Source organism: Afipia sp. GW822-FHT03D08, from assembly GCF_058801645.1.
Map to the genome: position 1 here is coordinate 2959081 of NZ_JBXANK010000001.1, position 23894 is coordinate 2982974.

Consider the following 23894-nt stretch of genomic DNA (forward strand, 5'->3'; position numbering starts at 1 on the left):
AAGCGAAGGGTCTGCGCCGCCAGCTATAAGTTTGTCCCAGAACCCCGATTATGAGCCCATCCCTGGATGGTATCAATTCGGATTCTGAACCCGCTCGGTATGTGGGAAACTAACACACTCGACGCAAGCATGGGCGCGCGGCTGAATGTCGCAAAACCTGCTATTTCGCTGCTACAAATTGTCATAAGTTTCGCAGCACGGTAGCGGGCTTTTGGTTAAGCGCCAGTAATGTTCCGGCCAGCCCGAGCCCCACTGTAACGGCAAGCGCCGCCAGCACCACAACGGCGGCGCTGCCCGCCTGCCAGACGAAGCTCAGGGTCATCAGCCGGGTCACGATCTGCCATGCTGCGATCGATCCGGCCGCTACTCCGAACACCGCCGTGGCCAGGCCGATCAGCAGATATTCCAGCGCATAGGCCCCCAGCAGCCGCGCCCGGGTGGCGCCGAGCGTCTTGAGAATGACTGCGTCATAGACCCGGTGCCGATGCCCTGCGGCGAGCGCGCCGCCCAGCACGAGGATGGCCGATACGAGGGTCACCGAACTGGCGCCCCGGATCGCCAGCACGAGATTGGTCACGACCTTTCCGATTGAATCGAGTGCCTCGCGCACCCGGACGCTTGTCACCATCGGAAACGCGGCAGCGACCTCCTTGATGAGCTTCGCATCGCTTGCGGGTGTGGAGGTGGCCTCCGTCAGGGTCGCGATATCGGTATGGGGTGCGCCGGCGAAGGCTTTCGGCGAATAGACCAGGACGAAATTGATGCCGAGACTTTGCCAGTCCACTGTCCGGAGATTGCTGATCTTCGCGGTGATGTCGCGGCCGAGCACGTTTACGGTGATGTCGTCGCCGACCTTGATGCCGAGACCGTCGGCGATCTTCTTTTCCAGCGAAACCAGCGGCGGGCCGCTGTAGTTTTCGTCCCACCAGGTGCCTTCGACGACTTTCGAGCCGCGGGGCACTTCGCCGGTGTAGGTCAGGCCGCGGTCGCTTTGCAGCACCCATGCGGCATCGTTCGAGGGCTTGAGGTCTTCGGCCTTGATCCCCTTGGCGGCGACGATGCGTCCGCGCAGCATCGGCACGGTTTCCACGTTGGCCTGCGGGGCTCTCTGTTTCAGGAAGTCGCCAAACCGGGTGGCCTCCGCGGCGGGAATATCGATGAAATAGAACGAGGGCGCGTGCTCGGGCAGCGCCGCCATGAACTGCCGCCGCAGGTTGCCGTCGATCTGGGTGATTGTGACCAGCACAGCGAGGCCGAGTCCGAGCGACATCACGACCGATGGCGTCAGAGCGCCGGCGCGATGAATGTTGGCGATGGCAAGCCGCAGCATCGTCAAGCGTGGACGCGGCAGATTTTTTGCCAGCGTCATCAGCAACGACGCGATGACGCGCAGCACGGCGAACACGGCGACCGACGAGACGACGAACACGGTGGCAACACGCTTGTCGTAGGCGAGGCCGATCGCAACCGACACCAGTGTCGCGATGACGGCAGCCATCAGCACGAGATAGCGCCGACGCGGCCAATGGAATTCCGATGTCACGCCTTCGCGGAACAGCGCGGCGACCGGCACGTCATGGACACGGCCGAGCGGCCATAGTCCGAATGCGAGCGCGGTCAGGAGGCCGTAGAGAAACGACAATGCCAGTTCGCCGATATGGAATGTCGCTTCCACCGGAAGCGGCAGGATCTTTCCGAACGCGCCGACGATGACGAAGGGAAGCGACGCACCGATGGCGAGGCCGATCAGCGATCCAAGGATCGCCAGCACCATCACCTGCGTCAGGTAAATCGTGAACACCTCGCGGCCGGTGGCGCCGAGGGCCTTGAAAGTCGCGATCACATCGCGCCGCTCATCGAGATGGCTCTTGATCGCATTGGCGACGCCGACGCCGCCGACCAGCAGGGCCGCGAGTCCGACCAGGGTGAGGAACTGCGTGAAACGGGTGATGCTGCGCTCGAGCTGCGGCGAGGCATTGCCGCGGCTGCGGACCTCCCAGCCGGCTTCCGGGAGGACTTTCTGCGCTTCGTCGATCAGGGATTGCGTTGCACGATCGTCGACCGAGGTATCCGGGAGCTTCACGCGATAGGTCCAGCGCACCAGCGTGCCGGGTTGCAACAGACCGGTGGCGCGCAGCGCGTCTTCGCTGATCAGGAATCGGGGACCGAGGCCGACGCCGCCCGAGAGTTTGTCCGGCTCGGCTTCCACGACGCTGCGAATGTCGAACGTGGCGTTGCCGACAGTCACCCGGTCGCCGACCTTGAGGCCAAGCCGCGCCAGCATGATGGCGTCGGCGCCTGCACCGAATGCGCCGTCACGCTGCGCCAGCAATTCGCTCATCGGCATGTTCGGCGCGAGGGTCACGTCGCCGAGCATCGGATAGTTCGCGTCGACTGCTTTCAGATCGACCAGTGCGAACTCGCCTTTGGCCGAGCGCGCCATCCCGCGCATGATCGCCGCGACCGAAATCTTGCCGCGCGCATCAAGGAAAGCGCGTTCCTCCCTGGAGGCCTCGCGCTGGATCAGCGCGAAGGACACGTCGCCGCCGAGTAGCGTGCGGCCCTGATGGTCCAGTCCTTCGCTGAGGCTTCCGGCCACCGATCCAACGCCGGCAATCGCCATCACGCCAAGCGCAATGCAGGCCACGAAAACGTAAAAGCCGCGCAGGCCGCTTCGCAATTCGCGCAGCGCGTAACGGATCGCCAGTGCCAGGGAGCCGCTGCGCGGTGCGGTGTCCGCGATTTCGCTCATCGCGATGCCGTCTCGATCCAGTGCCGGTCTGTGGCTGGTCCGTCGATGCGGCCCGAGCGCAATCGCACCACACGGTCGCAGCGCTGCGCCAGCGCGGCGTCGTGTGTCACCAGAACGAGGGTCATGCCGCGCTCGAGATGCTTGGCGAACAGAAGATCGACAATCTGTTTGCCGGTGGACTCGTCCAGATTGCCGGTGGGTTCGTCGGCCACCAGGATGGCGGGATCGGGCGCCATCGCGCGCGCCAGGGCGACACGCTGCTGTTCGCCACCCGAGAGCTGCGAGGGATAGTGGTGCAGTCTCTCGCCGAGACCGACGCCTGCAAGTTCCTGCGCGGCACGCGCATTCGCGTCGGCGCGGCCTGCGAGTTCAAGCGGCACCGCGACGTTCTCAAGTGCGGTCATGGTCGGGATCAGATGAAACGACTGGAACACAATGCCGACATGGCGGCCACGGAATCGTGCGAGGCCGTCTTCGTCGAGGGCATTGAACGAGACGCCGTTGACCACCACCTCTCCGCTGTCAGGACGTTCAAGCCCCGCCATCACCATCAGGAGTGTGGACTTGCCCGATCCCGACGGTCCGATCAGCCCGACGGCTTCACCGGGCGCGACCCGTAGGTCGACATCCTTGAGGATGTGAACGCGTGCGGCCCCGCTGCCTAATGAGAGATTGACGTTGGAAATGGAAATGGTGTCCGGTTCGAGACCGGCGCGCTTTGAGGGTTCAATGAGACTGTCCATGGATCATTCATATGGGGGTTTCGGCGGCGCGGTCGAGAGGCTCTTGCGTGTGTTCATCGTCGCAGCAACGGGGGCAATGATGGCGATGTCGGGGCCGGCCTCGGCTCAAACGGCTTCTGTCCAACCAGATGTCAAAGATGTGAAGCCGATCAAGCTTGCTGTTCTGGGCGATTCCCTGACCGCGGGCTTTGGCCTTCCGGCCTCGGCGGCGTTTCCGGTGCGGTTGCAGAAAGCCCTGAGCGAGAGGGGCATCGCCACCGACATCCATAACGCGGGCGTGTCCGGCGACACCACGACCGGTGGGCTCGCCCGGCTCGACTGGTCGATCCCGCCCGGCACGGAAGCTGTGATCGTGGAGCTCGGCGCCAACGACGCGCTGCGCGGCGTCGATCCCAAAGTGGCGCGCGGTGCGCTCGACGACATCCTGACGAAACTCAAGGCGCGCAACATTGCCGTCTTGTTGTGCGGAATGTACGCGCCGCCAAACTACGGCGCGGAGTACACAGCAAAGTTCAACAGCATTTATCCCGAACTCGCCAAGAGCCACAAAGTCCCGCTGTATCCGTTCTTTCTCGATGGCGTGGCCACCGAGGCGAAGCTGACGCAGCCGGACGGACTGCATCCGACAGCGGCGGGTGTCGACGTGGTGGTGGAGCGGATTTTGCCGACGGTGGAGGCTTTTCTGAAGGACCGTGCGTCGCAACTGGGCAAGCCCTGAGGAATTATCGTTCGATCACGCGATGGTCGCTTCGCACTGTCATCGTGCTGCGGTAAAAAAGACCTCAGGTGATTCGTGATCCTCTTTTGCATCGAGGAGATTCGTGATGCCGCGCTTGTTCACCGGGCTGGAAATCCCCCCGGATATCGGCCAGACGCTCTCGAGCTTACGCGGGGGTCTGCCAGGCGCCCGCTGGATCGATCCCGAAAATTATCACGTCACGCTACGCTTCATCGGCGATATCGATGGCCCCGCGGCCAACGAGATCGCTTCGACGCTTGAGCGGATCAACCGCAAGCCGTTCGAGGTCGCGTTGCAGGGCCTGTCCAGCTTCGGCGGCAAGAAACCGCGGGCGGTCGTGGCATCGGTTGTACCAAGCCGCCCCCTGATGGAGTTGCAGGCGGAACTGGAGCGGCTTATGCAGCGGTTCGGTTTCGACCCCGAGGGCCGCAAATTCATCCCCCATGTCACGCTCGCGCGGCTGCGGGACGCCTCCAATCAGGACGTGGCAGACTATCTGTCGGTGCGCGGCTATTTCCCGACCCGCAGTTTCATGGCCTCCCGGTTCGTGCTGTTCTCGTCACGGGCGTCGGTGGGCGGTGGGCCATATGTCGTCGAGGATGCCTATGCGCTGAGCGCATAGAGAGCTTTCGGCACCTTTGTAGTCTTGCATTTTCCGTGTCGTTCTGGCCGGTAGCGGGCCATGAACGCTCCGTCTCCCGCCACGTTCCGCCGGCACTATCAGGCTCTGGTTGCCGCTGGCACCATCGAAGCCGATCCGGCGCAGGCGCAGGCTGTAGAGGCCTTCTCCGCGCTCGAAGCGAGACTGGCGGGCTACCGTCCGGGCCGTGGCGGAGGGCTGCTGCAGCGCCTGTTCGCCGACAAGGATGCGGTCCCGTTGCGGGGTCTCTACATCCATGGCGAGGTCGGGCGCGGCAAGACCATGCTGATGGACCTGTTCTTCAACGACAGTCCGGTCGCGCACAAGCGCCGCGCGCACTTTCACGAATTCATGGCCGATGTTCATGAGCGGATACACGGTTTCCGCCAGAAGATCTCGCGCCAGGAAATTGCCGACACCGATCCGGTGCGGCTGACCGCGCAATCGATTTTCGAGGAAGCGTGGCTGCTATGCTTCGACGAATTTCACGTCACCGACATCGCCGACGCCATGATCCTCGGGCGCCTGTTCAGCCGGCTGTTTGAACTGGGGACCGTGGTCGTGGCGACATCGAATGTCGCGCCCGACGATCTCTACAAGGGCGGTTTGAACCGCGCGTTGTTTCTGCCGTTTATCGCGCAACTGACGGATCGTATGGAGGTGTTGCGGCTCGATGCGCGCACCGATTTCCGCCTGGAAAAACTCGCCGGCATCAAGATGTGGCTGGTGCCTGCCGATGCGAGCGCGGACGCCGCGCTCGACAAGGCGTGGAGCAAACTCACCGGCGGCGCCGCGGATCATCCGCGCGACATCACCATCAAGGGACACGTGCTGCACGTTCCGCATTCGGCGCACGGCGTCGCGCGATTTACGTTCGCGGACCTGTGCGAGAAGCCGCTTGGCGCATCGGACTATCTGCGCCTTGCGCATGATTATCACACGCTGATCATCGACCGGATTCCGGCGATGCAGTACCCGCAGCGCAATTACGCCAAGCGCTTTATCACGCTGATCGACACGCTTTACGACAATGCCGTGAAACTGATGGCGTCGGCGGAGACCGATCCCCTGTCGCTTTACACCGCGACCGAGGGGGTCGAGGCCAATGAATTCAAACGTACCTCGTCGCGGCTAATTGAGATGGGCTCGGAATCCTACCTCGCGCTGCCTCATGGCCGCAGCGACTCGTCCGCCAGCGGTTCGACCACCGGCTTGGTCGAGACCTGAAAAGGGTTCGCTTTATGTTTCGGCTCAAGACCTTTCGAAAGCCCAACAAGAAAGCAGCCGATATTGCCCTCGTATTGGGCGGTGGTGCGCGATTGAGCGAACGGCGACTTGAACGCTTGCCGCGAAAGGTCTAACCAGCCTCCCAGAGTTTTCCCACCCTCTATACCGTCGACATCAAAGGACAGATTTCCCATGGCGCGTGACAAGATTGCTTTGATTGGTTCAGGTCAGATCGGCGGCACGCTCGCCCACCTCGTCGGGCTCAAGGAGCTGGGTGACGTGGTGATGTTCGACATCGCCGAAGGCATCCCCCAGGGCAAGTCGCTCGACATCGCACAGTCCTCGCCGGTTGACGGCTTCGACGCCAACTTCACCGGCGCGAACTCCTACGAGGCGATCGAAGGCGCCAGCGTGGTGATCGTCACCGCCGGCGTGCCGCGCAAGCCTGGCATGAGCCGCGATGATCTTCTCAGCATCAATCTGAAGGTCATGGAGCAGGTCGGCGCCGGCATCAAGAAGTATGCCCCCGACGCGTTCGTGATCTGCATCACCAACCCGCTCGACGCGATGGTCTGGGCGCTCCAGAAGGCCTGCGGCCTGCCGCAGAAGAAGGTCGTCGGCATGGCCGGCGTACTGGACTCCGCGCGTTTCCGCTATTTCCTCGCCGACGAGTTCAACGTTTCGGTCGAAGACGTCACCGCCTTCGTGCTCGGCGGCCACGGCGACACCATGGTGCCGCTGACCAAGTACTCCACCGTCGCCGGCATTCCGCTGCCTGATCTTGTGAAGATGGGCTGGACTTCGCAGGCCCGTATCGACGAGATCGTCGATCGTACCCGCAACGGCGGCGCGGAAATCGTCAACCTGCTCAAGACCGGATCGGCGTTCTATGCGCCGGCTGCGTCCGCAATCGCGATGGCGGAAAGCTATCTGCGCGACAAGAAGCGCGTGCTGCCCTGTGCCGCGTATCTCAACGGCGAATACGGCGTGAAGGACATGTATGTCGGCGTGCCGGTTGTCATCGGATCGAAGGGTGTCGAGCGTATCGTCGAGATCGAGCTGGCCGGCAAGGACCGCGAAGGTTTCGACAAGTCGGTCGGCGCTGTGCAGGGTCTGGTTGACGCCTGCAAGAAGATCGCGCCGGATTTGCTCGGCAAGTAAGGCAGCACACTGTCATCAGCGTGTGATCCGCAGATCGTTGCTTCGGGTCACACGCTGAAATTTCTTCCGTATCTTCTTCGATCCCTTCTTTGATCTCTGGGGCCATTCATGAATATCCACGAATATCAAGCCAAGGCGGTGCTGAAGGAATTCGGTGTGCCGGTATCGCGCGGCGTGCCGATTCTCAAGGCGTCGGAAGCGGAAGCTGCAGCCAAGGAGCTTGGCGGTCCGTTGTGGGTGGTGAAGAGCCAGATTCATGCCGGCGGCCGCGGCAAGGGAAAATTCAAGGAAGCGTCGGCCGGCGACAAGGGCGGCGTGCGTCTCGCCAAGTCGGTCGATGAGGTCAAGGAATTCTCCCAGCAGATGCTCGGCGCAACGCTGGTGACCATCCAGACCGGCCCGTCCGGCAAGCAGGTCAACCGCCTTTATCTCGAAGACGGCTCGGACATCGAGAAGGAATTCTATCTGTCGCTGCTGGTCGATCGCGAAACGTCGCGGGTGGCGTTCGTGGTGTCCACCGAAGGCGGCATGGACATCGAGAAGGTTGCGCACGATACGCCCGACAAGATTGTGACGTTCTCGGTCGATCCCGCCACCGGCATCATGGGCCATCACGGCCGCACCGTGGCGCAGGCGCTCGGCCTCAAGGGCGATCTCGCCAAGCAGGCGGAAAAGCTGGTGGTGCAGCTCTACACGGCGTTCCTCGCCAAGGACATGGAGATGCTGGAGATCAATCCGCTGATCGTCTCCAAGCAGGGCGAGCTGAAGTGCCTCGACGCCAAGATGTCGTTCGATTCCAATTCGCTTTATCGTCATCCGGACATCGTCGCGCTGCGCGACACCACGGAAGAAGACGCCAAGGAAATCGAGGCGTCGAAGTATGACCTCGCCTATATCGCGCTCGACGGCACCATCGGCTGCATGGTGAACGGTGCGGGCCTCGCGATGGCCACCCTCGATATCATCAAGCTGTATGGTGAAAGCCCGGCGAACTTCCTCGACGTCGGCGGCGGCGCGTCGGAAGAGAAAGTCACGGCGGCGTTCAAGATCATCACCGCCGATCCGAACGTGAAGGGCATTCTGGTCAACATTTTCGGCGGCATCATGAAGTGCGACGTCATCGCGCGCGGCGTTATCGCCGCGGTGAAGACGGTTGGCCTTCAGGTGCCTCTGGTGGTGCGTCTCGAAGGCACCAATGTCGAGGAAGGCAAGAAGATCATCAACGAGTCCGGCCTCAACGTTCTGTCCGCCAATGATCTCGACGACGCCGCGCAGAAGATCGTCAACGCCGTGAAGGGAAAGTAAGCCGATGTCCGTCCTGATCGACAAGAACACCAAGGTCATCTGCCAAGGCTTCACCGGCAAGAACGGCACCTTCCATTCCGAAGGCGCGATCGCCTACGGCACCAAGATGGTCGGCGGCACCTCGCCGAGCAAAGGCGGCACAACGCATCTCGGTCTGCCGGTGTTCGACACCGTCTCTGAAGCGCGCGAGAAGACCGGCGCCGACGCGTCGGTGATCTATGTCCCGCCGCCGGGCGCGGCTGACGCGATCTGCGAAGCGATCGATGCGGAAGTGCCGCTGATCGTCTGCATCACCGAAGGCATTCCGGTGCTCGACATGGTGCGCGTGAAGCGCTCCCTGTCAGGCTCGAAGTCGCGGCTGATCGGGCCGAACTGCCCGGGCGTCGTCACTGCCGGCGAATCCAAGATCGGCATCATGCCCGCCAACATCTTCAAGCCTGGCAATGTCGGCATCGTCTCGCGCTCCGGCACGCTGACCTATGAAGCGGTGTTCCAGACCACCCAGGCCGGGCTCGGCCAGACCTCGGCTGTCGGCATCGGCGGCGACCCGGTCAAGGGCACCGAATTCATCGACGTGCTCGAACTGTTCCTGGCGGACGAGAAGACCAAGTCGATCATCATGATCGGCGAAATCGGCGGCTCAGCCGAAGAAGACGCCGCGCAGTTTCTCAAGGACGAGGCCAAGCGCGGCCGGTCGAAACCGATGGTCGGATTTATCGCGGGCCGCACAGCACCTCCGGGCCGCCGTATGGGCCATGCCGGCGCCATCGTCTCCGGCGGCAAGGGCGATGCCGAATCGAAGATCGCAGCCATGGAAGCTGCCGGGATTACGGTCTCTCCGTCACCTGCACGGCTTGGAACGACTCTTCTCGAAAGGTTGAAAGCCTAGTTCAGTCCTTGGTTCTTTTCAGCGCGAAGTTTTGCCCTAAATAGGGTAAAAGGTGCGGCCCATATACGATGCCGATACCAAATCGGGCGATTTCTCCCGATTTCCCCGCGCGATAGCAATCATCAGGACGCAATCATGTCTCGCCAGGACGCGAATGCCAATTTCGCTCTCACTTCCTTCCTCGACGGCGCCAACGCCACCTACATCGACGACCTCTACGCCCGCTACGAGAAGGACCCGTCCTCGGTCGATCCGGACTGGGTGGAATTCTTCAAAAGCCTGAAGGACCAGCCGTCGGACGTTGTGAAGAACGCGCAGGGCCCGTCCTGGGAAAAAGCCAACTGGCCGGCCACCCCAAATGACGATCTGACCTCTGCCCTCGATGGCAACTGGGCGCGGGTCGAGAAGGTGGTTGGCGACAAGATCGCAGCCAAGGCGCAGGCCACCGGCAGCAACCTGACTTCGGCGGATATTCATCAGGCGACGCGCGATTCGGTCCGCGCGCTGATGCTGATTCGCGCCTACCGCATGCGCGGTCACTTCCATGCCAATCTCGATCCGCTCGGCATTGAGGGCCAGAAGGATCACGAAGAACTCGATCCGCGTTCGTACGGATTCACCGACGCCGATTTTGATCGCAAGATTTTCCTCGATCACGTGCTCGGCCTCGAGACTGCAACGCTGCGCGAGATCGTCGCGATCTGTCAGCGCACCTACTGCCAGACGCTCGGCGTCGAATTCATGCATATCTCGAATCCGGCGCAGAAGAGCTGGATTCAGGAGCGCATCGAAGGCCCGGACAAGGAAATCAGCTTCACCCGCGAAGGCCGCCGCGCCATTCTGATGAAGCTGATCGAAACCGAAGGGTTTGAGAAGTTCTGCGACATCAAGTTCACCGGCACCAAGCGCTTCGGTCTCGATGGCGGCGAATCGCTGATTCCTGCGCTTGAACAGATCATCAAGCGCGGCGGCAATCTTGGCGTCCGCGATATCGTGGTCGGCATGCCGCATCGCGGCCGTCTCAACGTGCTCACCCAGGTGATGGGCAAGCCGCATCGCGCGCTGTTCCACGAGTTCAAGGGCGGTTCGGCCAATCCGGATGAAGTCGAAGGCTCAGGCGACGTGAAGTATCACCTCGGCGCCTCCTCGGACCGCGAGTTCGACGGCAATAAGATTCATCTGTCGCTGACTGCAAATCCTTCCCACCTCGAAATTGTCGATCCAGTGGTGCTGGGCAAGGCGCGCGCGAAGGAAGACCAGAACGGCGATCCGCCGGATCAGCGCATTTCGGTGCTGCCGCTGCTGATGCACGGCGATGCGGCCTTCGCCGGTCAGGGCGTGGTCGCCGAGTGTTTCGCGCTGTCGGACCTGAAGGGCTATCGCACCGGCGGTTCGATCCACTTCATCGTCAACAACCAGATCGGCTTCACCACCTATCCGCGTTACTCGCGCTCGTCGCCGTATCCGTCCGACGTCGCCAAGATGATCGACGCGCCGATCTTCCATGTGAACGGCGACGATCCCGAAGCGGTGGTGTTCGCGGCCAAGATCGCGATTGAATTCAGGCAGAAGTTCCACAAGCCTGTCGTCATCGACATGTTCTGCTATCGCCGCCACGGTCACAATGAGGGCGATGAGCCGGGGTTCACCAACCCGGTGATGTACAAGAAGATTGCGACCCACCCCACCACGCTCGATCTTTATGCCAAGCGGCTGATTGCCGACGGCGTGATAACCGAAGGCGAAGTCGAGAAGGCCAAGGCCGACTGGCGTGCGCGTCTCGACGCGGAGCTTGAGGCCGGTTCAGGCTACAAGCCGAACAAGGCCGACTGGCTCGACGGCAAGTGGGCCGGCTTCAAGTCGGCTGAGGTCGGCGAAGATCCGCGCCGCGGCAATACCGGCATTGCGATCGATGAACTCAAGGACATCGGCCGCAAGATCACCAAGGTGCCGGACGGTTTCCGCATTCACCGCACTGTTCAGCGCTACCTCGAAAATCGTCTGAAGACGATCGAGAACGGCGAGGGCATCGACTGGGCGACCGCTGAAGCGCTGGCGTTCTGTACGCTGCTCAAGGAAGGTCATCGTGTGCGTCTCTCGGGGCAGGATTCCGAGCGCGGCACGTTCTCGCAGCGGCACTCGGTACTGTTCGATCAGGAAGATGAAAGCCGTTACACGCCGTTCAATCATCTCGGCGACAATCAGGGTCACTACGAGGTCATCAACTCGCTGTTGTCCGAAGAAGCGGTGCTCGGCTTTGAATACGGTTACTCGCTCGCCGAGCCGAATGCGCTCACGATCTGGGAGGCCCAGTTCGGCGACTTCGCCAACGGTGCGCAGGTCGTGTTCGACCAGTTTATCTCGTCGGCCGAACGCAAGTGGCTTCGTATGTCGGGTCTCGTCTGCCTCCTGCCTCACGGCTACGAGGGCCAGGGACCGGAGCACTCTTCGGCACGTCTGGAGCGCTTCCTGCAGATGTGCGCCGAGGACAACATGCAGGTCACCAACCTCACGACGCCTGCGAACTACTTCCACGCCTTGCGCCGTCAGCTCAAGCGTGAGATCCGCAAGCCGCTGATCATCATGACCCCGAAGTCGCTGCTGCGTAACAAGCGCGCGGTGTCGAAGCTCGAGGAGTTCGCGACGAACACTTCGTTCCATCGCATCCTGCTGGACGATGCAGAGGCCGGCGGCGAATTCAAGCTCGCCGAAGACGGCAAGATCCGCCGCGTCGTCATCTGCTCGGGCAAGGTCTATTACGATCTGCTCGAAGAGCGTGAGAAGCGCGGCACCGACGACATCTATCTGCTGCGCATCGAGCAGCTCTATCCCGTGCCGCTCAAGGCGCTGGTGCAGGTGCTCGAACGTTTCAAGAAGGCCGAAGTGGTCTGGTGCCAGGAAGAACCCCGCAACATGGGCGGCTGGCATTTCATCGAGCCGTATCTCGAGTGGGTGCTCAACCAGGTCGGCTCGGCGCACAAGCGTCCGCGCTATGCCGGGCGCGCAGCCGCAGCCGCAACTGCTACCGGTTTGATGTCGAAGCATCTCCAGCAATTGAAAGCATTGCTCGAGGAAGCTCTCGGTTGATCCATTGGATGCCCGCATATCGCGGGCATTTCCATCCAGTACGATTTGATTTGAGGCGCTGACGGCACAGGAAGCCGTTCACGACGCAAGGGGAAAGAGAAATGGCTGAAATTCGCGTTCCGACATTGGGCGAGTCCGTCACCGAGGCCACTATCGGCCGCTGGTTCAAGAAGGCCGGCGATGCCGTCGCTGTCGACGAACCCTTGGTCGAACTCGAAACCGACAAGGTGACCATCGAAGTGCCCGCGCCGTTCGCGGGCACCCTCGATGAAATTATCGCCAAGGACGGTGAGACCGTCGCAGTCGGCGCGCTGCTTGGACAGATCACGGCAGGCGCAGGCGGCGCCAAGCCCGCCGCGGCTCCGGCCAAGGCTGCTGAGCCGCCGAAGTCTGCCGCGCCCGCCGCCGCCGCGCCTGCGCCCGCACAGAAATCCCCACCCGCCGACGCGCCGCAGGCGCCGTCGGTGCGCAAGCTCTCCGCTGAATCCGGGATCGATGCCTCGACCGTTCCGGGCTCCGGCAAGGATGGCCGCGTTACCAAGGGCGACATGCTGGCCGCGATCGAAAAGGCCGCCTCACTGGCGACGCCGCTCAATCAGCCCGCCGCCGCCGTGCAGGTGCGCGCGCCGTCGCCTGCCGACGATGCCGCGCGTGAAGAGCGCGTGAAGATGACGCGTCTGCGCCAGACCATCGCGCGCCGCCTCAAGGAGGTGCAGAACACCGCGGCCATGCTCACGACCTTCAATGAGGTCGACATGACCAACGTCATGGCCCTGCGCGCTCATTACAAGGATGCGTTCGAAAAGAAGCATGGCGCCAAGCTCGGCTTCATGGGCTTCTTCACCAAGGCTGTCGTGCAGGCGCTCAAGGACGTGCCCGCCGTCAACGCCGAGATCGACGGCTCCGACCTGATCTACAAGAACTACTATCACATCGGCGTCGCGGTCGGCACCGACAAGGGCCTCGTCGTGCCGGTGGTGCGCGATTGCGACCACAAGTCGATCGCTGAGATCGAAAAGAGCATTGCTGACTACGGCCGGCGCGCCCGCGACGGTCAGCTCAAGATCGAAGAGATGCAAGGCGGCACTTTCACGATCACCAATGGCGGCATCTATGGTTCGCTGATGTCGACGCCGATCCTGAACGCGCCGCAGTCCGGCATTCTCGGCATGCACAAGATTCAGGAGCGGCCCGTCGCCATCGGCGGAAAGGTCGAAATCCGCCCGATGATGTATCTCGCGGTCTCCTACGACCACCGCGTCATCGACGGCAAGGAAGCCGTGACCTTCCTCGTTCGCGTCAAGGAAAACCTCGAGGATCCGGCGCGCCTCGTGCTGGATCTGTAAGCCGATGCATCTGCCGCCCGAATTCCTTGCGTTGTTCGGTGTCTTCGTGTTGGCGGCAATCGCGCCGGGCGCGGACTTCGCCTGCGTCCTTCGCGAGAGCGTGAGTTTTGGGCGGCGGGCGGGAATCGCGTCGGCCATCGGTGTCGGGTCAGCGATCATGGTCCATGTCGCCTATACCGTGACCGGTGTGGGCCTGATCGTTGCGCAGTCGGTCCTGATCTTCACCATCGTGAAGTGGTGCGGGGCGGCTTATCTGGCTTATCTCGGCGTCCGGTCGTTGACGGTGAGCCGCCGCTCACCTCAAACCCTCGACAGGACTGCCACCGCTCCCACAGGCAGCGCGCGCAATATCGCCACGTCGTACGGCGTGGGCTTCCTCACCAATCTTCTGAACCCCAAGGCGACGCTGTTTTTCGTCTCGCTTTTTGCCACGATCGTTTCGCACGAGACGCCTGTGATGACGCAGTTCGCGTACGGAGCCGCACTGGCCGTATTTCTTGCGGTGTGGTTCAGCTTTGTCGCGGTGTTCTTAACGACGCGCTCGATGCGCGCGGGTTATGAGCGGATCGGACACTGGATCGACCGTGCGACGGGGCTCGTTCTGATCGGACTGGGTGTTCGAATCGCTCTTCAAAAAGCAAACTGACGTTCGTGCGAGGGATTGGTTCTAATGGATAGCGTCGCCATCGTCACCGGAGGAAGCCGCGGCATCGGCCGCGCGACTTCGCTGGCTGCGGCGAAGCGCGGCTACAAGGTCGTGGTCGGCTATGCCAGCAACAAGGCCGCTGCTGACGAGGTCGTCGGGAAGATTGAAGCCAGCAACGGCAAGGCCATCGCGGTGAAATGCGACGTCGGCAATGAGGCCGACATTCTCTATCTCTTCAGGCAGGCGGACGCGTTCGGCAAGCTCGGCGCCCTGGTGAACAATGCCGGCGTGGTCGATGCGACGGCGCGCGTCGATGAAATGTCCGCTGCACGTCTCACCCGCATGATGAATGTCAATGTCGTCGGCAGCATTCTGTGCGCGCGCGAGGCGGTGAAGCGGATGTCCAGCAAGCACGGCGGCAGCGGCGGCGTGATCGTCAATCTCTCGTCCGTGGCCGCGACGCTGGGCTCTCCGGCGCAGTATGTCGACTACGCCGCCTCGAAGGGCGCGATCGATACGTTCACGGTCGGACTCGCGCGTGAAGTCAGCGCCGAGGGCATTCGCGTCAACGGCATCCGCCCGGGGCTGATCGATACCGAAATCCACGCCAGCGGCGGCGAGCCGGATCGCGCGCACCGGCTGGCCCATACGATACCGATGAAGCGCGTCGGTACCGCGGACGAAATCGCCAATGCCGTTGTCTGGCTGATGTCGGACGAGGCGTCATATGTCACAGGCACAATCGTCGATGTTTCCGGCGGCCGATAATTTTCACTTCCGAGTACAGGACAATTCTCATGGCTTCTTATGATCTCATCGTTATCGGCACCGGTCCCGGCGGTTACGTCTGTGCGATCCGCGCGGCGCAGCTCGGCATGAAGGTCGCGGTGATCGAGAAGCGCGCGACCTTCGGCGGCACCTGCCTCAACATCGGCTGCATTCCGTCCAAGGCGCTGCTGCAGGCCTCGGAGCGTTTCGAAGAAGTCACGCACATGCTGCCGAAGATGGGCGTCAATGTCGGCAAGCCGAAGCTCGATTTGCCGACCATGATGAAGTTTAAGACAGACGGCGTCGACGGCAATACCAAGGGTGTCGCCTTCCTGTTCAAGAAGAACAAGATCGACCCCTATGAAGGCACCGGCAAGATTCTGGGCGCTGGCAAGGTCGAAGTAACCGGCAACGACGGCAAGACGCAGGTGCTGGAGACGAAGAACATCGTCATCGCCACCGGCTCCGATGTCGCGAAGCTCAAGGGCGTCGAGATCGACGAAAAGCGCATCGTATCTTCCACCGGCGCTCTGGTGCTTGAGAAGGTGCCGGAGAAGCTGCTGGTGATCGGCGCCGGCGTGATCGGGCTCGAACTCGGCTCGGTGTGGCGTCGCCTTGGCGCGCAGGTCACCGTCGTCGAATTCCTCGACCGGATTCTTCCCGGCATGGACGGCGAGGTCGCCAAGTCGTTCCAGCGCATTCTGGAAAAGCAGGGCGTTGCGTTCAAGCTCGGCGCCAAGGTCACCGGTGTCGATACGTCCGGCAAGGTGCTCAAGGTCAGCGTTGAGCCGGCCGCGGGCGGCGCGGCGGAAGTGATCGATGCCGATGTCGTGCTGCTGTCGATCGGACGCACGCCTTACACCGAAGGCCTTGGTTTGAAGGAAGCGGGCGTCGAGCTCGATCAGCGCGGCCGCGTGCAGACCGACGGTCACTTCCAGACCAACGTGAAGGGCATCTATGCCATCGGCGACGTGATCGCCGGACCGATGCTGGCGCACAAGGCTGAAGACGAGGGCATTGCCATCGCTGAAATTCTCGCGGGGCAGGCCGGTCACACCAATTACGATGTCATCCCGAGCGTGATCTACACGTTCCCGGAGGTCGCGTCCGTCGGCAAGACGGAAGAAGAGTTGAAGCAGGCCGGCATCGCCTACAATGTCGGCAAGTTTCCGTTCACCGCGAACGCCCGCACCAAGGTTAACCAGACCACGGACGGCTTCGTGAAAATCCTCGCGGACGCGAAGACCGATCGCGTTTACGGCTGCCACATCGTCGGCGCCGAAGCCGGTGAAATGATTCACGAAGCCGCGGTGTTGATGGAGTTCGGCGGTTCCGCGGAAGATCTCGCGCGCACCTGCCACGCGCATCCGACGCGCTCGGAAGCGGTCAAGGAAGCCGCGCTTGCGGTCGGGAAGCGCGCTATCCATATGTGATAGTGGACCGGCATTCAGCCGGTCATGAGGGATGAGAATCCATCATGCGCCGGCTGCTTCGTCCGCTCTGGGTTCTGCTCGCGCTGATCTTCCTGGTCGAAGCGTGGCTGTGGGATCGCGTCGAGCCGGTTATTGCGCGCGTTGTCGCGCTGATTCCGCTGCCTCGGCTCAAGGCATGGCTTGCCGATCTTATCGAGCATTTGTCGCCGGGCCTGACGCTGATCGTGTTCGCGGTGCCGGTCATCGTTCTGTTCCCGCTCAATTTCGTCGCGGCATGGCTGCTGGCGCACAAATACTTTGTTTGTGCGACCACGCTGATTGTTTTTCAGAAGGTTCTTGGCGTCGGCATCGTCGCGTTCGTGTTCGATGTGACGCGCGAGAAACTGTTGCAGATGGCCTGGTTCCACAGGCTCTATGAGCTTGTGCTCGATCTGCGCTTGCGGGCGCTGGCTATCGTCGCGCCGTTCAAGCTCGCCATTCAGCACTGGATAAGGCACGTTCGCCGCCGCGTTTCGCCCGGCTTCATCGCACGTCTGCGCCGGCGGATACAGGCGTCGCGTTCGTCGTCGTGAGGCGATTCGCAATGTGACGGCCCACACGTCCCGTCGCACCGAGAACCAGGCACTGCATCGGTGCTACATCAGGTGTACGGCATGGGGTGCGAACAGGCCGATTGCGGTGAAGGCAAGTCCGGCGATTGCAAGCAGACCTGAAACCCACGCCAGTGCGACCATGCCGGTGATGATGGTCGCCGAAGCGAGCACAATTCCGATCTGGAATGCAGCGGAAGCCACCTCGTAGTGGTGATAACGCGCCATGGCGAGATCGCGGGCATGCTCGGCCTCCTTGGCGCGAGCGGCGAGCTGTTCGGATCCCTCGCCGGTTTCCGGCTCGGAACGATAGCGCGCGGCGGTCTTGGTCCAATCGTCGATCTGCTTGGCCAGCGCGGCCTTCTGGGCTTCGTCGCCGGACAGGCCGAGGCTCAGCTTGGCATGCTCTGACACCGACTGCACCACCGTGCGGCGGATGCTTTTTGCCTGGAAAAAGGCCCACAGGTTCGAGGCTTCGACGTTCTTGCTGATGGATTCGGTCTGGGCGCCCTTGCCGAGGGTTTCGGACAGCGCGAGGAAAAGCGCGATCACCGCGATCAGCAATGCGATCTTCTTGTTGGAGCCGGAGGCGTGCTCGGCGTGCTCCGCGTGCTCCATGCTTTCATGTGCGCCCATATTCGGTATCCCTCCCGGTCAAAACGAGCGCAACGATTGACCGAACTGCGGTCCGCGCGCAAGGGGATCGTTATGAGCTGGCAGGACAAATCTGGCGCGACAAATTTGTGTCAGGTCATCACCTAGGCTCTTGGGTGAGCCGTCTTGTAGACGTCGAGCAGCCTGTCGGCATCGACGCCGGTGTAGATCTGCGTGGTCGAGAGCGACGAGTGGCCGAGCAATTCCTGGATCGCGCGCAGGTCGCCGCCGCGTGTCAGCAGATGGGTAGCGAAGGAGTGCCGCAGCGCATGGGGTGTCGCGCTGTCGGGCAGTCCGAGTGCGCCGCGCAGCCGCTCCATCGTCAACTGGATGATGCGTGGTGAGAGAGGGCCGCCGCGTGCGCCGACGAAGATCGCGCCATCCTGTGCAATCATGTGCGGGCACATCGCGACATAGTCCTGAATCAAGGCGAGTACATTTTGCAGCACGGGCACCATGCGGGTCTTGTTGCCCTTGCCGGTGACGACGATCACATCGCCCTTGCCCGGCAACGGCACGTCGCGCCGCTTGAGCCCGAGCGCTTCGGAGATGCGCAGGCCCGATCCGTAGAGCAGCGCCATTACCGCAGCGTCACGCGCCCAGATCCATGGTTCACGGTTTTCGCCGGCGCGGATGTCCGCGTTGGTCATCTGCCGCGCCGATGTCATCTGGATTGGTTTCGGCAAGCTCTTGCCGATCTTCGGCGCGCGGATCGCGGACAACGCGCCGACCTTGCCCTTGCCTTCGCGTTCGAGAAACCGTCCGAATGAGCGCAGGCCGGCCAGTGCGCGCATTAAGGATCGTCCGCCGATATCGTCGGCCCGCCGTGATGACATGAAGGCGCGGACATCTGTGGCTTCGATTCCCGCAAATTGCTTGAGCGTGACAAGGCCGCCCCAGTGCTCGCTCAGAAAGGTGAGGCACTGGCGCAGGTCGCGCGCATAGGCTTCCAGCGTTTTGGGCGACAGCCGCCGTTCGGCACGCAAATGGGACAGCCAGCGCGTGATTTCGGCCAGCAGATCGGGAGCGGCGCAGGTGAGCTGCGCGCCTTGCGGGCTGGCTTCGGTTGCGGGGACGGCTTTGACCATCATATGTCTCGCGATACCCATGTCTGAGATACCTGCGCTTGACAGGAATCGGTTTATCGCACCCTTTTCCTTATTCACCCCTTAATCCGGACCCCTTTGGCCATGGCAAGACGAGTTGTCGACGTCCTCGTCCCCGTGGCCCTGAACCAGACCTATTCCTATCGCGTTCCCGACGGCGTCGAGCTGAATCCCGGCGACGTGGTGAGTGTTCCGCTGGGGGCGCGCGATGTCACGGCGGTGGTCTGGGCGGACAATCCGAACCCCGATCCCCGGCTGCACAATCGCCTGAAGGAGACCGGCGAAAAGCTCGACGTGCCGCCGCTCAAGCCCGAGCTGCGCAGCTTTGTCGACTGGGTCGCCAACTACACGCAGTCCGCGCGCGGCATGGTGCTGCGGATGACGCTGCGCATGGGCGAGCATCTCGGGCCCGAGCGCGTGCGCATGGGCGTGCGGCTGGTTGGCGCGCCACCGCAACGTATGACGGTCGCGCGGCGCCGTCTGATCGACGTGCTGTCGGACGGATTGCTGCATTCGAAATCCGATGCGGTCAGGGAAGCCGGCGTGAGCGCCGGCGTGGTCGACGGCCTTGTCGACGAAGGAACGCTGGTTATCGAGCCGCTGCCGCGCGATCTGGCGCCGCCATCTCCGGACCCCTCGTTCGCTGAGCCGGATTTTTCGCCGGAGCAACGCATCGCGGCGGACGCGATGAAAGACCTCGTGTCGAAGGACGAGTTTCAGGTCGCGTTGCTTGACGGCGTGACGGGTTCGGGCAAGACCGAAGTCTATTTCGAGGCGGTCGCCGAAAATATCAGGCGTGGCCGGCAGACGATGATCCTGATGCCGGAGATCGCACTGACCGGCCAATTCCTCGATCGGTTCAGCGCGCGCTTCGGGGTGCGGCCGATCGAATGGCATTCGGAACTGACGCCGCGCACCCGCGCGCGCAACTGGGCTGCGGTCGCGGCGGGCGATGCGCCGGTGGTGGTGGGTGCGCGGTCCGCGCTGTTTCTGCCTTACGCCGATCTCGGGCTCATTATCGTCGACGAAGAGCACGACCAGGCCTACAAACAGGACGAAGGCGCTCACTATCACGCACGCGACATGGCGGTGGTGCGTGGCTCCATCGCGAAGATTCCGGTCGTGCTGTGTTCGGCGACGCCCTCGGTTGAGTCCGAAGTCAACGCACGCAAGGGCCGCTATCGCCGCGTTGCGTTGCCATCGCGGTTCGGTGGTCAGCACATGCCGCAGATCGAGGCCATCGATCTTAAACGCGAGGGGCCTGCGCGCGGGCGGTTCATTTCACCGCGTTTGGCAGAAGAAGTAAAAATCGCAATCGAGCGTAGGGAACAGGCGCTGCTGTTCCTGAACCGCCGCGGCTATGCACCGCTGACGTTGTGCCGCGCCTGCGGACATCGCTTTGCCTGCACCATCTGCGATGCCTGGCTGGTGGATCACCGGTTTCGCCAACGACTGGTCTGCCATCACTGCGGCTTCTCGATGCCGCGGCCGCATCAGTGCCCGCACTGCGGCGCCGAGGAATCCCTCGCCGCCATCGGTCCCGGCGTCGAGCGTTTGCAGGAGGAAGCTGCGAATCTTTTTCCGGACGCGCGCACCATGGTGCTGTCGAGCGATCTCATCACAGACATCGAGACCATGCGCTCGGAACTGAACGAGATCGCGGAAGGGCGTGTCGATATTATTATCGGCACGCAACTGGTGGCGAAGGGACATAACTTCCCGCGTCTCAATCTCGTTGGCGTCGTCGATGCGGATCTGGGTCTTGGCAACGGCGATCCGCGCGCCGCCGAGCGCACGTTTCAACTGCTCAATCAGGTGATCGGCCGCGCCGGGCGGGAGCAAGGCCGGGGTGTTGGGTATTTGCAGACCCATCAGCCGGAACATCCGGTGATGAAGGCGCTGGTCGCGTCGGATCGCGAGGCATTTTATGCCAGCGAGATCGACGCGCGCGAGCGTGCGCTGTATCCGCCGTTTGGGCGATTGGCGTCGCTGATCATTTCAGCAGGTGATCGTCCGACCGCGGAAGGTTTCGCGCGCAAACTTGCATCAGCTGCGCCGCTTGACGAGCGCGTCCAGGTGCTTGGCCCCGCCGAAGCTCCGCTCGCCGTCATCAAGGGCCGTTACCGGTTTCGGATTCTGGTGAAGTCGGTGCGCAGCATCGATCTCTCCGCCTATATGCGGGAATGGCTGGCGGCAGGTCCGAAGACGAAGGGCAATCTGAAGCTCGAGATCGACATCGATCCGCAGAGCTTCTTGTAACCCCCATGAAAAAGGCCGGCGCAACTGGCGCCGGCCTTTTCAACTCAAAGTCACGCTACTCAACGCAACACTGTACTCAACGCAACGCTTACTGAACTTCTGCGACCACGTGTCCGACACCGCGACCGGTGAGACCCACGGCCTGAGCCGCGCCCTTCGACAGATCGAGCACCCGGCCCTTGATGAACGGGCCACGGTCATTGACCGTGACGACCACACTGCGGCCGCCATGGGTGACCTTGAGCTTGGTCCCGAACGGCAAGGTGCGATGGGCGGCGGTCATGGCGTTCTGGTTGAATCGCTGGCCCGAGGCGGTCTTGCTGCCGGACTCGTTGCCGTAATAGGAGGCCTTGCCGGAAAAGCTGCGGCCGGAACTGATTGAGGCGTTGGCGTCGCGCCAAGACTTTTCATGAGAAGATTTGCGATGGCCGGCTTCGCTGGCTGAGGCTGTGAGCGCCAGCATGCCGACGGCGATCAAAGCGATGGAGGCATTCCGATTTTTCACGGGTTGCCCCGGCACGCGCTTGATAGCGTCGATCATATAGTTGTCCCTCGTTCTGGTATATCCATCCGACGTCTGGCTAAATCGAGCCAGCGTTTACGTGGCCGGATGGATCATCCCATAATGAGGCATAAGCGCGGCGAGGAATTTTGTTCCTTAGATCATCACGTATTTGTCTGATACGTAGAAATAGCCTTCGTCACTATTCCATTACTGAACATGTAGGAGCATACAACTGAAATATACTTTTCAATACTGTAGAGTTCACAAAATTGTAGGCTAGCCGAAGTAAACGCAAAATTGCCCAAATGGTTTCCCGCATGCACATTTTGCAATGCTGCATGCGTAAAACGGGCGGCTTGTTAATTTTGGAGCTTCATCGCCGGTGAGCTGGCTTTTCGGCGAATCAGTCAGGCCGTCGCACAATCACGCCGTGCCAGCCGAGGCCGCGATAGGTCTCGTAGCCGGGGGTGGCGTGGAACGCGACGGTCGTGCCATCGGACCGGGTGTAAAACCCGTGCGACTGGTTCCCGGTTTCGATCTGAAAATGCTGGTCCAGGGTGCTTGTCCCCTCCGATGATGCGATGACCCTGCGATGTGCGTCCACCAGCAGCACAGCGGTCCTGGTCTTCTCTTCCGGTTCGATGCGGACGCCGCGGACAATGGTCTCAGCCTGAGGCGCCCAGTCGAAGTGAATCGCCAGAACGCCGAGGGGAGCGCCATGGCTTTCCCCTCCGGTCCGCACGGATGCCGCATAGGTTGCGACCTGCGCGCCTTTCAGGCCGGGGGCGACGCTGATGTCGCCGACAGCATAATCGTCGCCAGACGTCAGCCGAGAGGCCTGCACGAACCATGGCTCCTGCGAGACATCGAGCCCCGCGACCGAATAGCGATCCGGCCGTCCATTCGCGAGCACCTTGCCGTGCAGATCGCAGAGCCAGAGATCAAGATAAACGGTATAGGCATTGAGGATCACGCCGAGCCGCTTGGACGCATAGGCGGCCGATTGCGGCGTTACGTTCGCCGCGCAATCGACGACGGCGCTGTCGGTGGCCCACCACCGCACATCGCAGGTTCGCTCATAAAGATTGCGATCGATAATCTCGATGGCATTCAGCGCAAGATCGACCATGCGCGTTCCCATCGCTGCATTGGCCATGGACTGAGTGTGAGCGCTCAATGAATCGATCTGCGCCGTAAGCTCTTTTTGCAATTGCTCGGAAATCAGCCCGACATTGGCGGCGATTTCGCGCACCTCGGCTGCGACCACGGAGAATCCGCGGCCATGAGTGCCGGCGCGGGCACTTTCGATCATCGCATTCAATGCGAGCATGCGAAGCGAACCGGTGACGCGCTGGATGCCGCTGATCTTGTCGGCCGCGCTGGTTCGCAGGTCGTTGGTCAGTTCAATGAGTTCGGAAATGGAAACGGGGTTTTCGCCGGCGCGCGGGCCGGCTGATATTGTTTTTGGAAGCGGCATTGCTCACCACGTATTGCTTCACGAGCCGAAGCCGTGACGGGCCGGCGCCATTGCCGGTCCGAATCGCTGTTGTGCGATGCGCAATGATGACGGATCGTCATATAAGTACAATCGCGCATTCAATAAATTATTCATTAATTCCAAATGGTTAGCTGCGGTTTGTGCTGCTTTTCTATGCTTTAGGACTCAAAATTGGGCAACCGGCGGCAATCCCGGATGCACGGGGCTCGGGCGCAATGAGAGCGTCAATATCTGAGGACGAGGCACAGGCGTTGCGGCGGCCGGGTGGAGCGCTGTGTAGCAAGCACAAACGCTCAGGAATTCTGTCCGCGCGCAGCAACGAGTGTGACGCGAGGCGTGCGACAAACCGGCACCACCAAAAATGCGTTCGCAATCGCCGTCATGTTGCACCTGCGCGCGCCCTATGTTAGCAAAACCGCGATTTTGGGCTGCTGGGTAGATCGCTCCGGCCAGAAATCGAAGTCCCGCTTGAATTCCAAGGACTTGGATCGCTTGGTGTCGTGCCTGACGCCGTTCTCCAGCGATGGTCGTTTCCTTGGTCATTCG

The 23894-nt window shown here is 62.0% G+C and carries 19 protein-coding genes; 13 read left to right on the forward strand and 6 right to left on the reverse strand.

Annotated elements, in window-relative coordinates; translation table 11 throughout:
* Positions 1-181: 181 nt before the first annotated feature.
* The gene (locus AC1RM7_RS14655; RefSeq protein ID WP_492837540.1) at positions 182-2752 is read right to left on the reverse strand and encodes an ABC transporter permease; all 2571 of its coding nucleotides are present in this window, start codon (positions 2750-2752) and stop codon (positions 182-184) included.
* Positions 2749-3495, reverse strand: coding sequence for an ABC transporter ATP-binding protein (locus AC1RM7_RS14660; RefSeq protein WP_006023230.1), 747 nt, complete (start codon positions 3493-3495; stop codon positions 2749-2751). Before AC1RM7_RS14660 ends, AC1RM7_RS14655 begins: the two co-directional genes overlap by 4 nt.
* Here AC1RM7_RS14660 and AC1RM7_RS14665 point away from each other — a divergent pair.
* The 12 genes from AC1RM7_RS14665 (at position 3494) to AC1RM7_RS14720 (ending at position 17308) form a co-directional block, all read left to right on the forward strand.
* A complete protein-coding gene (locus tag AC1RM7_RS14665) occupies positions 3494-4213 on the forward strand; it encodes an arylesterase (protein WP_024920205.1) in 720 nt (239 codons plus the stop codon). The genes AC1RM7_RS14660 and AC1RM7_RS14665 overlap by 2 nt on opposite strands.
* Before the next feature lie 106 nt (positions 4214-4319).
* A complete protein-coding gene (gene thpR, locus AC1RM7_RS14670) occupies positions 4320-4856 on the forward strand; it encodes an RNA 2',3'-cyclic phosphodiesterase (protein ID WP_006023228.1) in 537 nt (178 codons plus the stop codon).
* A 60-nt stretch (positions 4857-4916) separates the two neighbouring features.
* Positions 4917-6101 (forward strand): cell division protein ZapE, encoded by a 1185-nt coding sequence (gene zapE / locus AC1RM7_RS14675; protein ID WP_024920206.1) that lies wholly within the window; start codon positions 4917-4919, stop codon positions 6099-6101.
* 192 nt (positions 6102-6293) lie between these two features.
* Entirely contained in the window at positions 6294-7262 is a 969-nt protein-coding gene (gene mdh / locus AC1RM7_RS14680) for a malate dehydrogenase (RefSeq protein ID WP_024576687.1), read from the forward strand.
* A 108-nt stretch (positions 7263-7370) separates the two neighbouring features.
* Positions 7371-8567, forward strand: coding sequence for an ADP-forming succinate--CoA ligase subunit beta (gene sucC / locus AC1RM7_RS14685; protein WP_006023225.1), 1197 nt, complete (start codon positions 7371-7373; stop codon positions 8565-8567).
* A 4-nt stretch (positions 8568-8571) separates the two neighbouring features.
* Positions 8572-9456 carry a succinate--CoA ligase subunit alpha gene (sucD, locus tag AC1RM7_RS14690; RefSeq protein ID WP_024920207.1) on the forward strand — a complete coding sequence of 295 codons (885 nt, stop codon included), beginning with the start codon at positions 8572-8574 and terminating at the stop codon, positions 9454-9456.
* Between the two features lie 135 nt (positions 9457-9591).
* Positions 9592-12543, forward strand: a complete 2952-nt coding sequence (locus AC1RM7_RS14695) for a 2-oxoglutarate dehydrogenase E1 component (RefSeq protein WP_006023223.1) — start codon at positions 9592-9594, stop codon at positions 12541-12543.
* Between the two features lie 101 nt (positions 12544-12644).
* The gene (odhB, locus tag AC1RM7_RS14700; RefSeq protein ID WP_024920208.1) at positions 12645-13889 is read left to right on the forward strand and encodes a 2-oxoglutarate dehydrogenase complex dihydrolipoyllysine-residue succinyltransferase; all 1245 of its coding nucleotides are present in this window, start codon (positions 12645-12647) and stop codon (positions 13887-13889) included.
* Between the two features lie 4 nt (positions 13890-13893).
* Positions 13894-14535 carry a LysE family translocator gene (locus AC1RM7_RS14705; protein WP_024920209.1) on the forward strand — a complete coding sequence of 214 codons (642 nt, stop codon included), beginning with the start codon at positions 13894-13896 and terminating at the stop codon, positions 14533-14535.
* 24 nt (positions 14536-14559) lie between these two features.
* Positions 14560-15303, forward strand: a complete 744-nt coding sequence (locus AC1RM7_RS14710; RefSeq protein WP_024920210.1) for an SDR family oxidoreductase — start codon at positions 14560-14562, stop codon at positions 15301-15303.
* A 29-nt stretch (positions 15304-15332) separates the two neighbouring features.
* On the forward strand, positions 15333-16736 hold the full coding sequence (lpdA, locus tag AC1RM7_RS14715) for a dihydrolipoyl dehydrogenase (protein ID WP_024920211.1): 1404 nt from the start codon (positions 15333-15335) through the stop codon (positions 16734-16736).
* Between the two features lie 44 nt (positions 16737-16780).
* Positions 16781-17308 carry a hypothetical protein gene (locus AC1RM7_RS14720; protein ID WP_006023216.1) on the forward strand — a complete coding sequence of 176 codons (528 nt, stop codon included), beginning with the start codon at positions 16781-16783 and terminating at the stop codon, positions 17306-17308.
* A gap of 63 nt (positions 17309-17371) precedes the next feature.
* On the opposite strand, the gene AC1RM7_RS14725 is transcribed toward AC1RM7_RS14720, so the two are convergent.
* Together AC1RM7_RS14725 and AC1RM7_RS14730 are read right to left on the reverse strand one after the other, a co-directional pair.
* The gene (locus tag AC1RM7_RS14725) at positions 17372-17962 is read right to left on the reverse strand and encodes a DUF4337 domain-containing protein (RefSeq protein ID WP_006023215.1); all 591 of its coding nucleotides are present in this window, start codon (positions 17960-17962) and stop codon (positions 17372-17374) included.
* A gap of 122 nt (positions 17963-18084) precedes the next feature.
* The gene (locus AC1RM7_RS14730) at positions 18085-19071 is read right to left on the reverse strand and encodes a tyrosine recombinase XerC (protein ID WP_034460567.1); all 987 of its coding nucleotides are present in this window, start codon (positions 19069-19071) and stop codon (positions 18085-18087) included.
* Positions 19072-19170: 99 nt separating this feature from the next.
* Here AC1RM7_RS14730 and AC1RM7_RS14735 point away from each other — a divergent pair, with 99 nt between their 5' ends.
* Positions 19171-21345, forward strand: a complete 2175-nt coding sequence (locus AC1RM7_RS14735) for a primosomal protein N' (RefSeq protein WP_034460565.1) — start codon at positions 19171-19173, stop codon at positions 21343-21345.
* An 88-nt stretch (positions 21346-21433) separates the two neighbouring features.
* Here AC1RM7_RS14735 and AC1RM7_RS14740 read toward each other — a convergent pair whose 3' ends face one another.
* Together AC1RM7_RS14740 and AC1RM7_RS14745 are read right to left on the reverse strand one after the other, a co-directional pair.
* Positions 21434-21886 carry a septal ring lytic transglycosylase RlpA family protein gene (locus AC1RM7_RS14740; protein ID WP_006023212.1) on the reverse strand — a complete coding sequence of 151 codons (453 nt, stop codon included), beginning with the start codon at positions 21884-21886 and terminating at the stop codon, positions 21434-21436.
* 367 nt (positions 21887-22253) lie between these two features.
* Positions 22254-23327: a methyl-accepting chemotaxis protein gene (locus AC1RM7_RS14745; RefSeq protein WP_024920215.1), complete on the reverse strand. Its 1074-nt coding sequence runs from the start codon at positions 23325-23327 to the stop codon at positions 22254-22256.
* Positions 23328-23894: the final 567 nt, after the last annotated feature.

Coding starts and splice junctions, on each gene's coding strand:
- AC1RM7_RS14655 (WP_492837540.1), bottom strand. CDS start 2,752: ATGAGCGAAATCGCGGACACCGCACCGCGCAGCGGCTCCCTGGCACTG.
- AC1RM7_RS14665 (WP_024920205.1), top strand. CDS start 3,494: ATGGATCATTCATATGGGGGTTTCGGCGGCGCGGTCGAGAGGCTCTTG.
- AC1RM7_RS14660 (WP_006023230.1), bottom strand. CDS start 3,495: ATGGACAGTCTCATTGAACCCTCAAAGCGCGCCGGTCTCGAACCGGAC.
- thpR (WP_006023228.1), top strand. CDS start 4,320: ATGCCGCGCTTGTTCACCGGGCTGGAAATCCCCCCGGATATCGGCCAG.
- zapE (WP_024920206.1), top strand. CDS start 4,917: ATGAACGCTCCGTCTCCCGCCACGTTCCGCCGGCACTATCAGGCTCTG.
- mdh (WP_024576687.1), top strand. CDS start 6,294: ATGGCGCGTGACAAGATTGCTTTGATTGGTTCAGGTCAGATCGGCGGC.
- sucC (WP_006023225.1), top strand. CDS start 7,371: ATGAATATCCACGAATATCAAGCCAAGGCGGTGCTGAAGGAATTCGGT.
- sucD (WP_024920207.1), top strand. CDS start 8,572: ATGTCCGTCCTGATCGACAAGAACACCAAGGTCATCTGCCAAGGCTTC.
- AC1RM7_RS14695 (WP_006023223.1), top strand. CDS start 9,592: ATGTCTCGCCAGGACGCGAATGCCAATTTCGCTCTCACTTCCTTCCTC.
- odhB (WP_024920208.1), top strand. CDS start 12,645: ATGGCTGAAATTCGCGTTCCGACATTGGGCGAGTCCGTCACCGAGGCC.
- AC1RM7_RS14705 (WP_024920209.1), top strand. CDS start 13,894: ATGCATCTGCCGCCCGAATTCCTTGCGTTGTTCGGTGTCTTCGTGTTG.
- AC1RM7_RS14710 (WP_024920210.1), top strand. CDS start 14,560: ATGGATAGCGTCGCCATCGTCACCGGAGGAAGCCGCGGCATCGGCCGC.
- lpdA (WP_024920211.1), top strand. CDS start 15,333: ATGGCTTCTTATGATCTCATCGTTATCGGCACCGGTCCCGGCGGTTAC.
- AC1RM7_RS14720 (WP_006023216.1), top strand. CDS start 16,781: ATGCGCCGGCTGCTTCGTCCGCTCTGGGTTCTGCTCGCGCTGATCTTC.
- AC1RM7_RS14725 (WP_006023215.1), bottom strand. CDS start 17,962: ATGGGCGCACATGAAAGCATGGAGCACGCGGAGCACGCCGAGCACGCC.
- AC1RM7_RS14730 (WP_034460567.1), bottom strand. CDS start 19,071: ATGATGGTCAAAGCCGTCCCCGCAACCGAAGCCAGCCCGCAAGGCGCG.
- AC1RM7_RS14735 (WP_034460565.1), top strand. CDS start 19,171: ATGGCAAGACGAGTTGTCGACGTCCTCGTCCCCGTGGCCCTGAACCAG.
- AC1RM7_RS14740 (WP_006023212.1), bottom strand. CDS start 21,886: ATGATCGACGCTATCAAGCGCGTGCCGGGGCAACCCGTGAAAAATCGG.
- AC1RM7_RS14745 (WP_024920215.1), bottom strand. CDS start 23,327: ATGCCGCTTCCAAAAACAATATCAGCCGGCCCGCGCGCCGGCGAAAAC.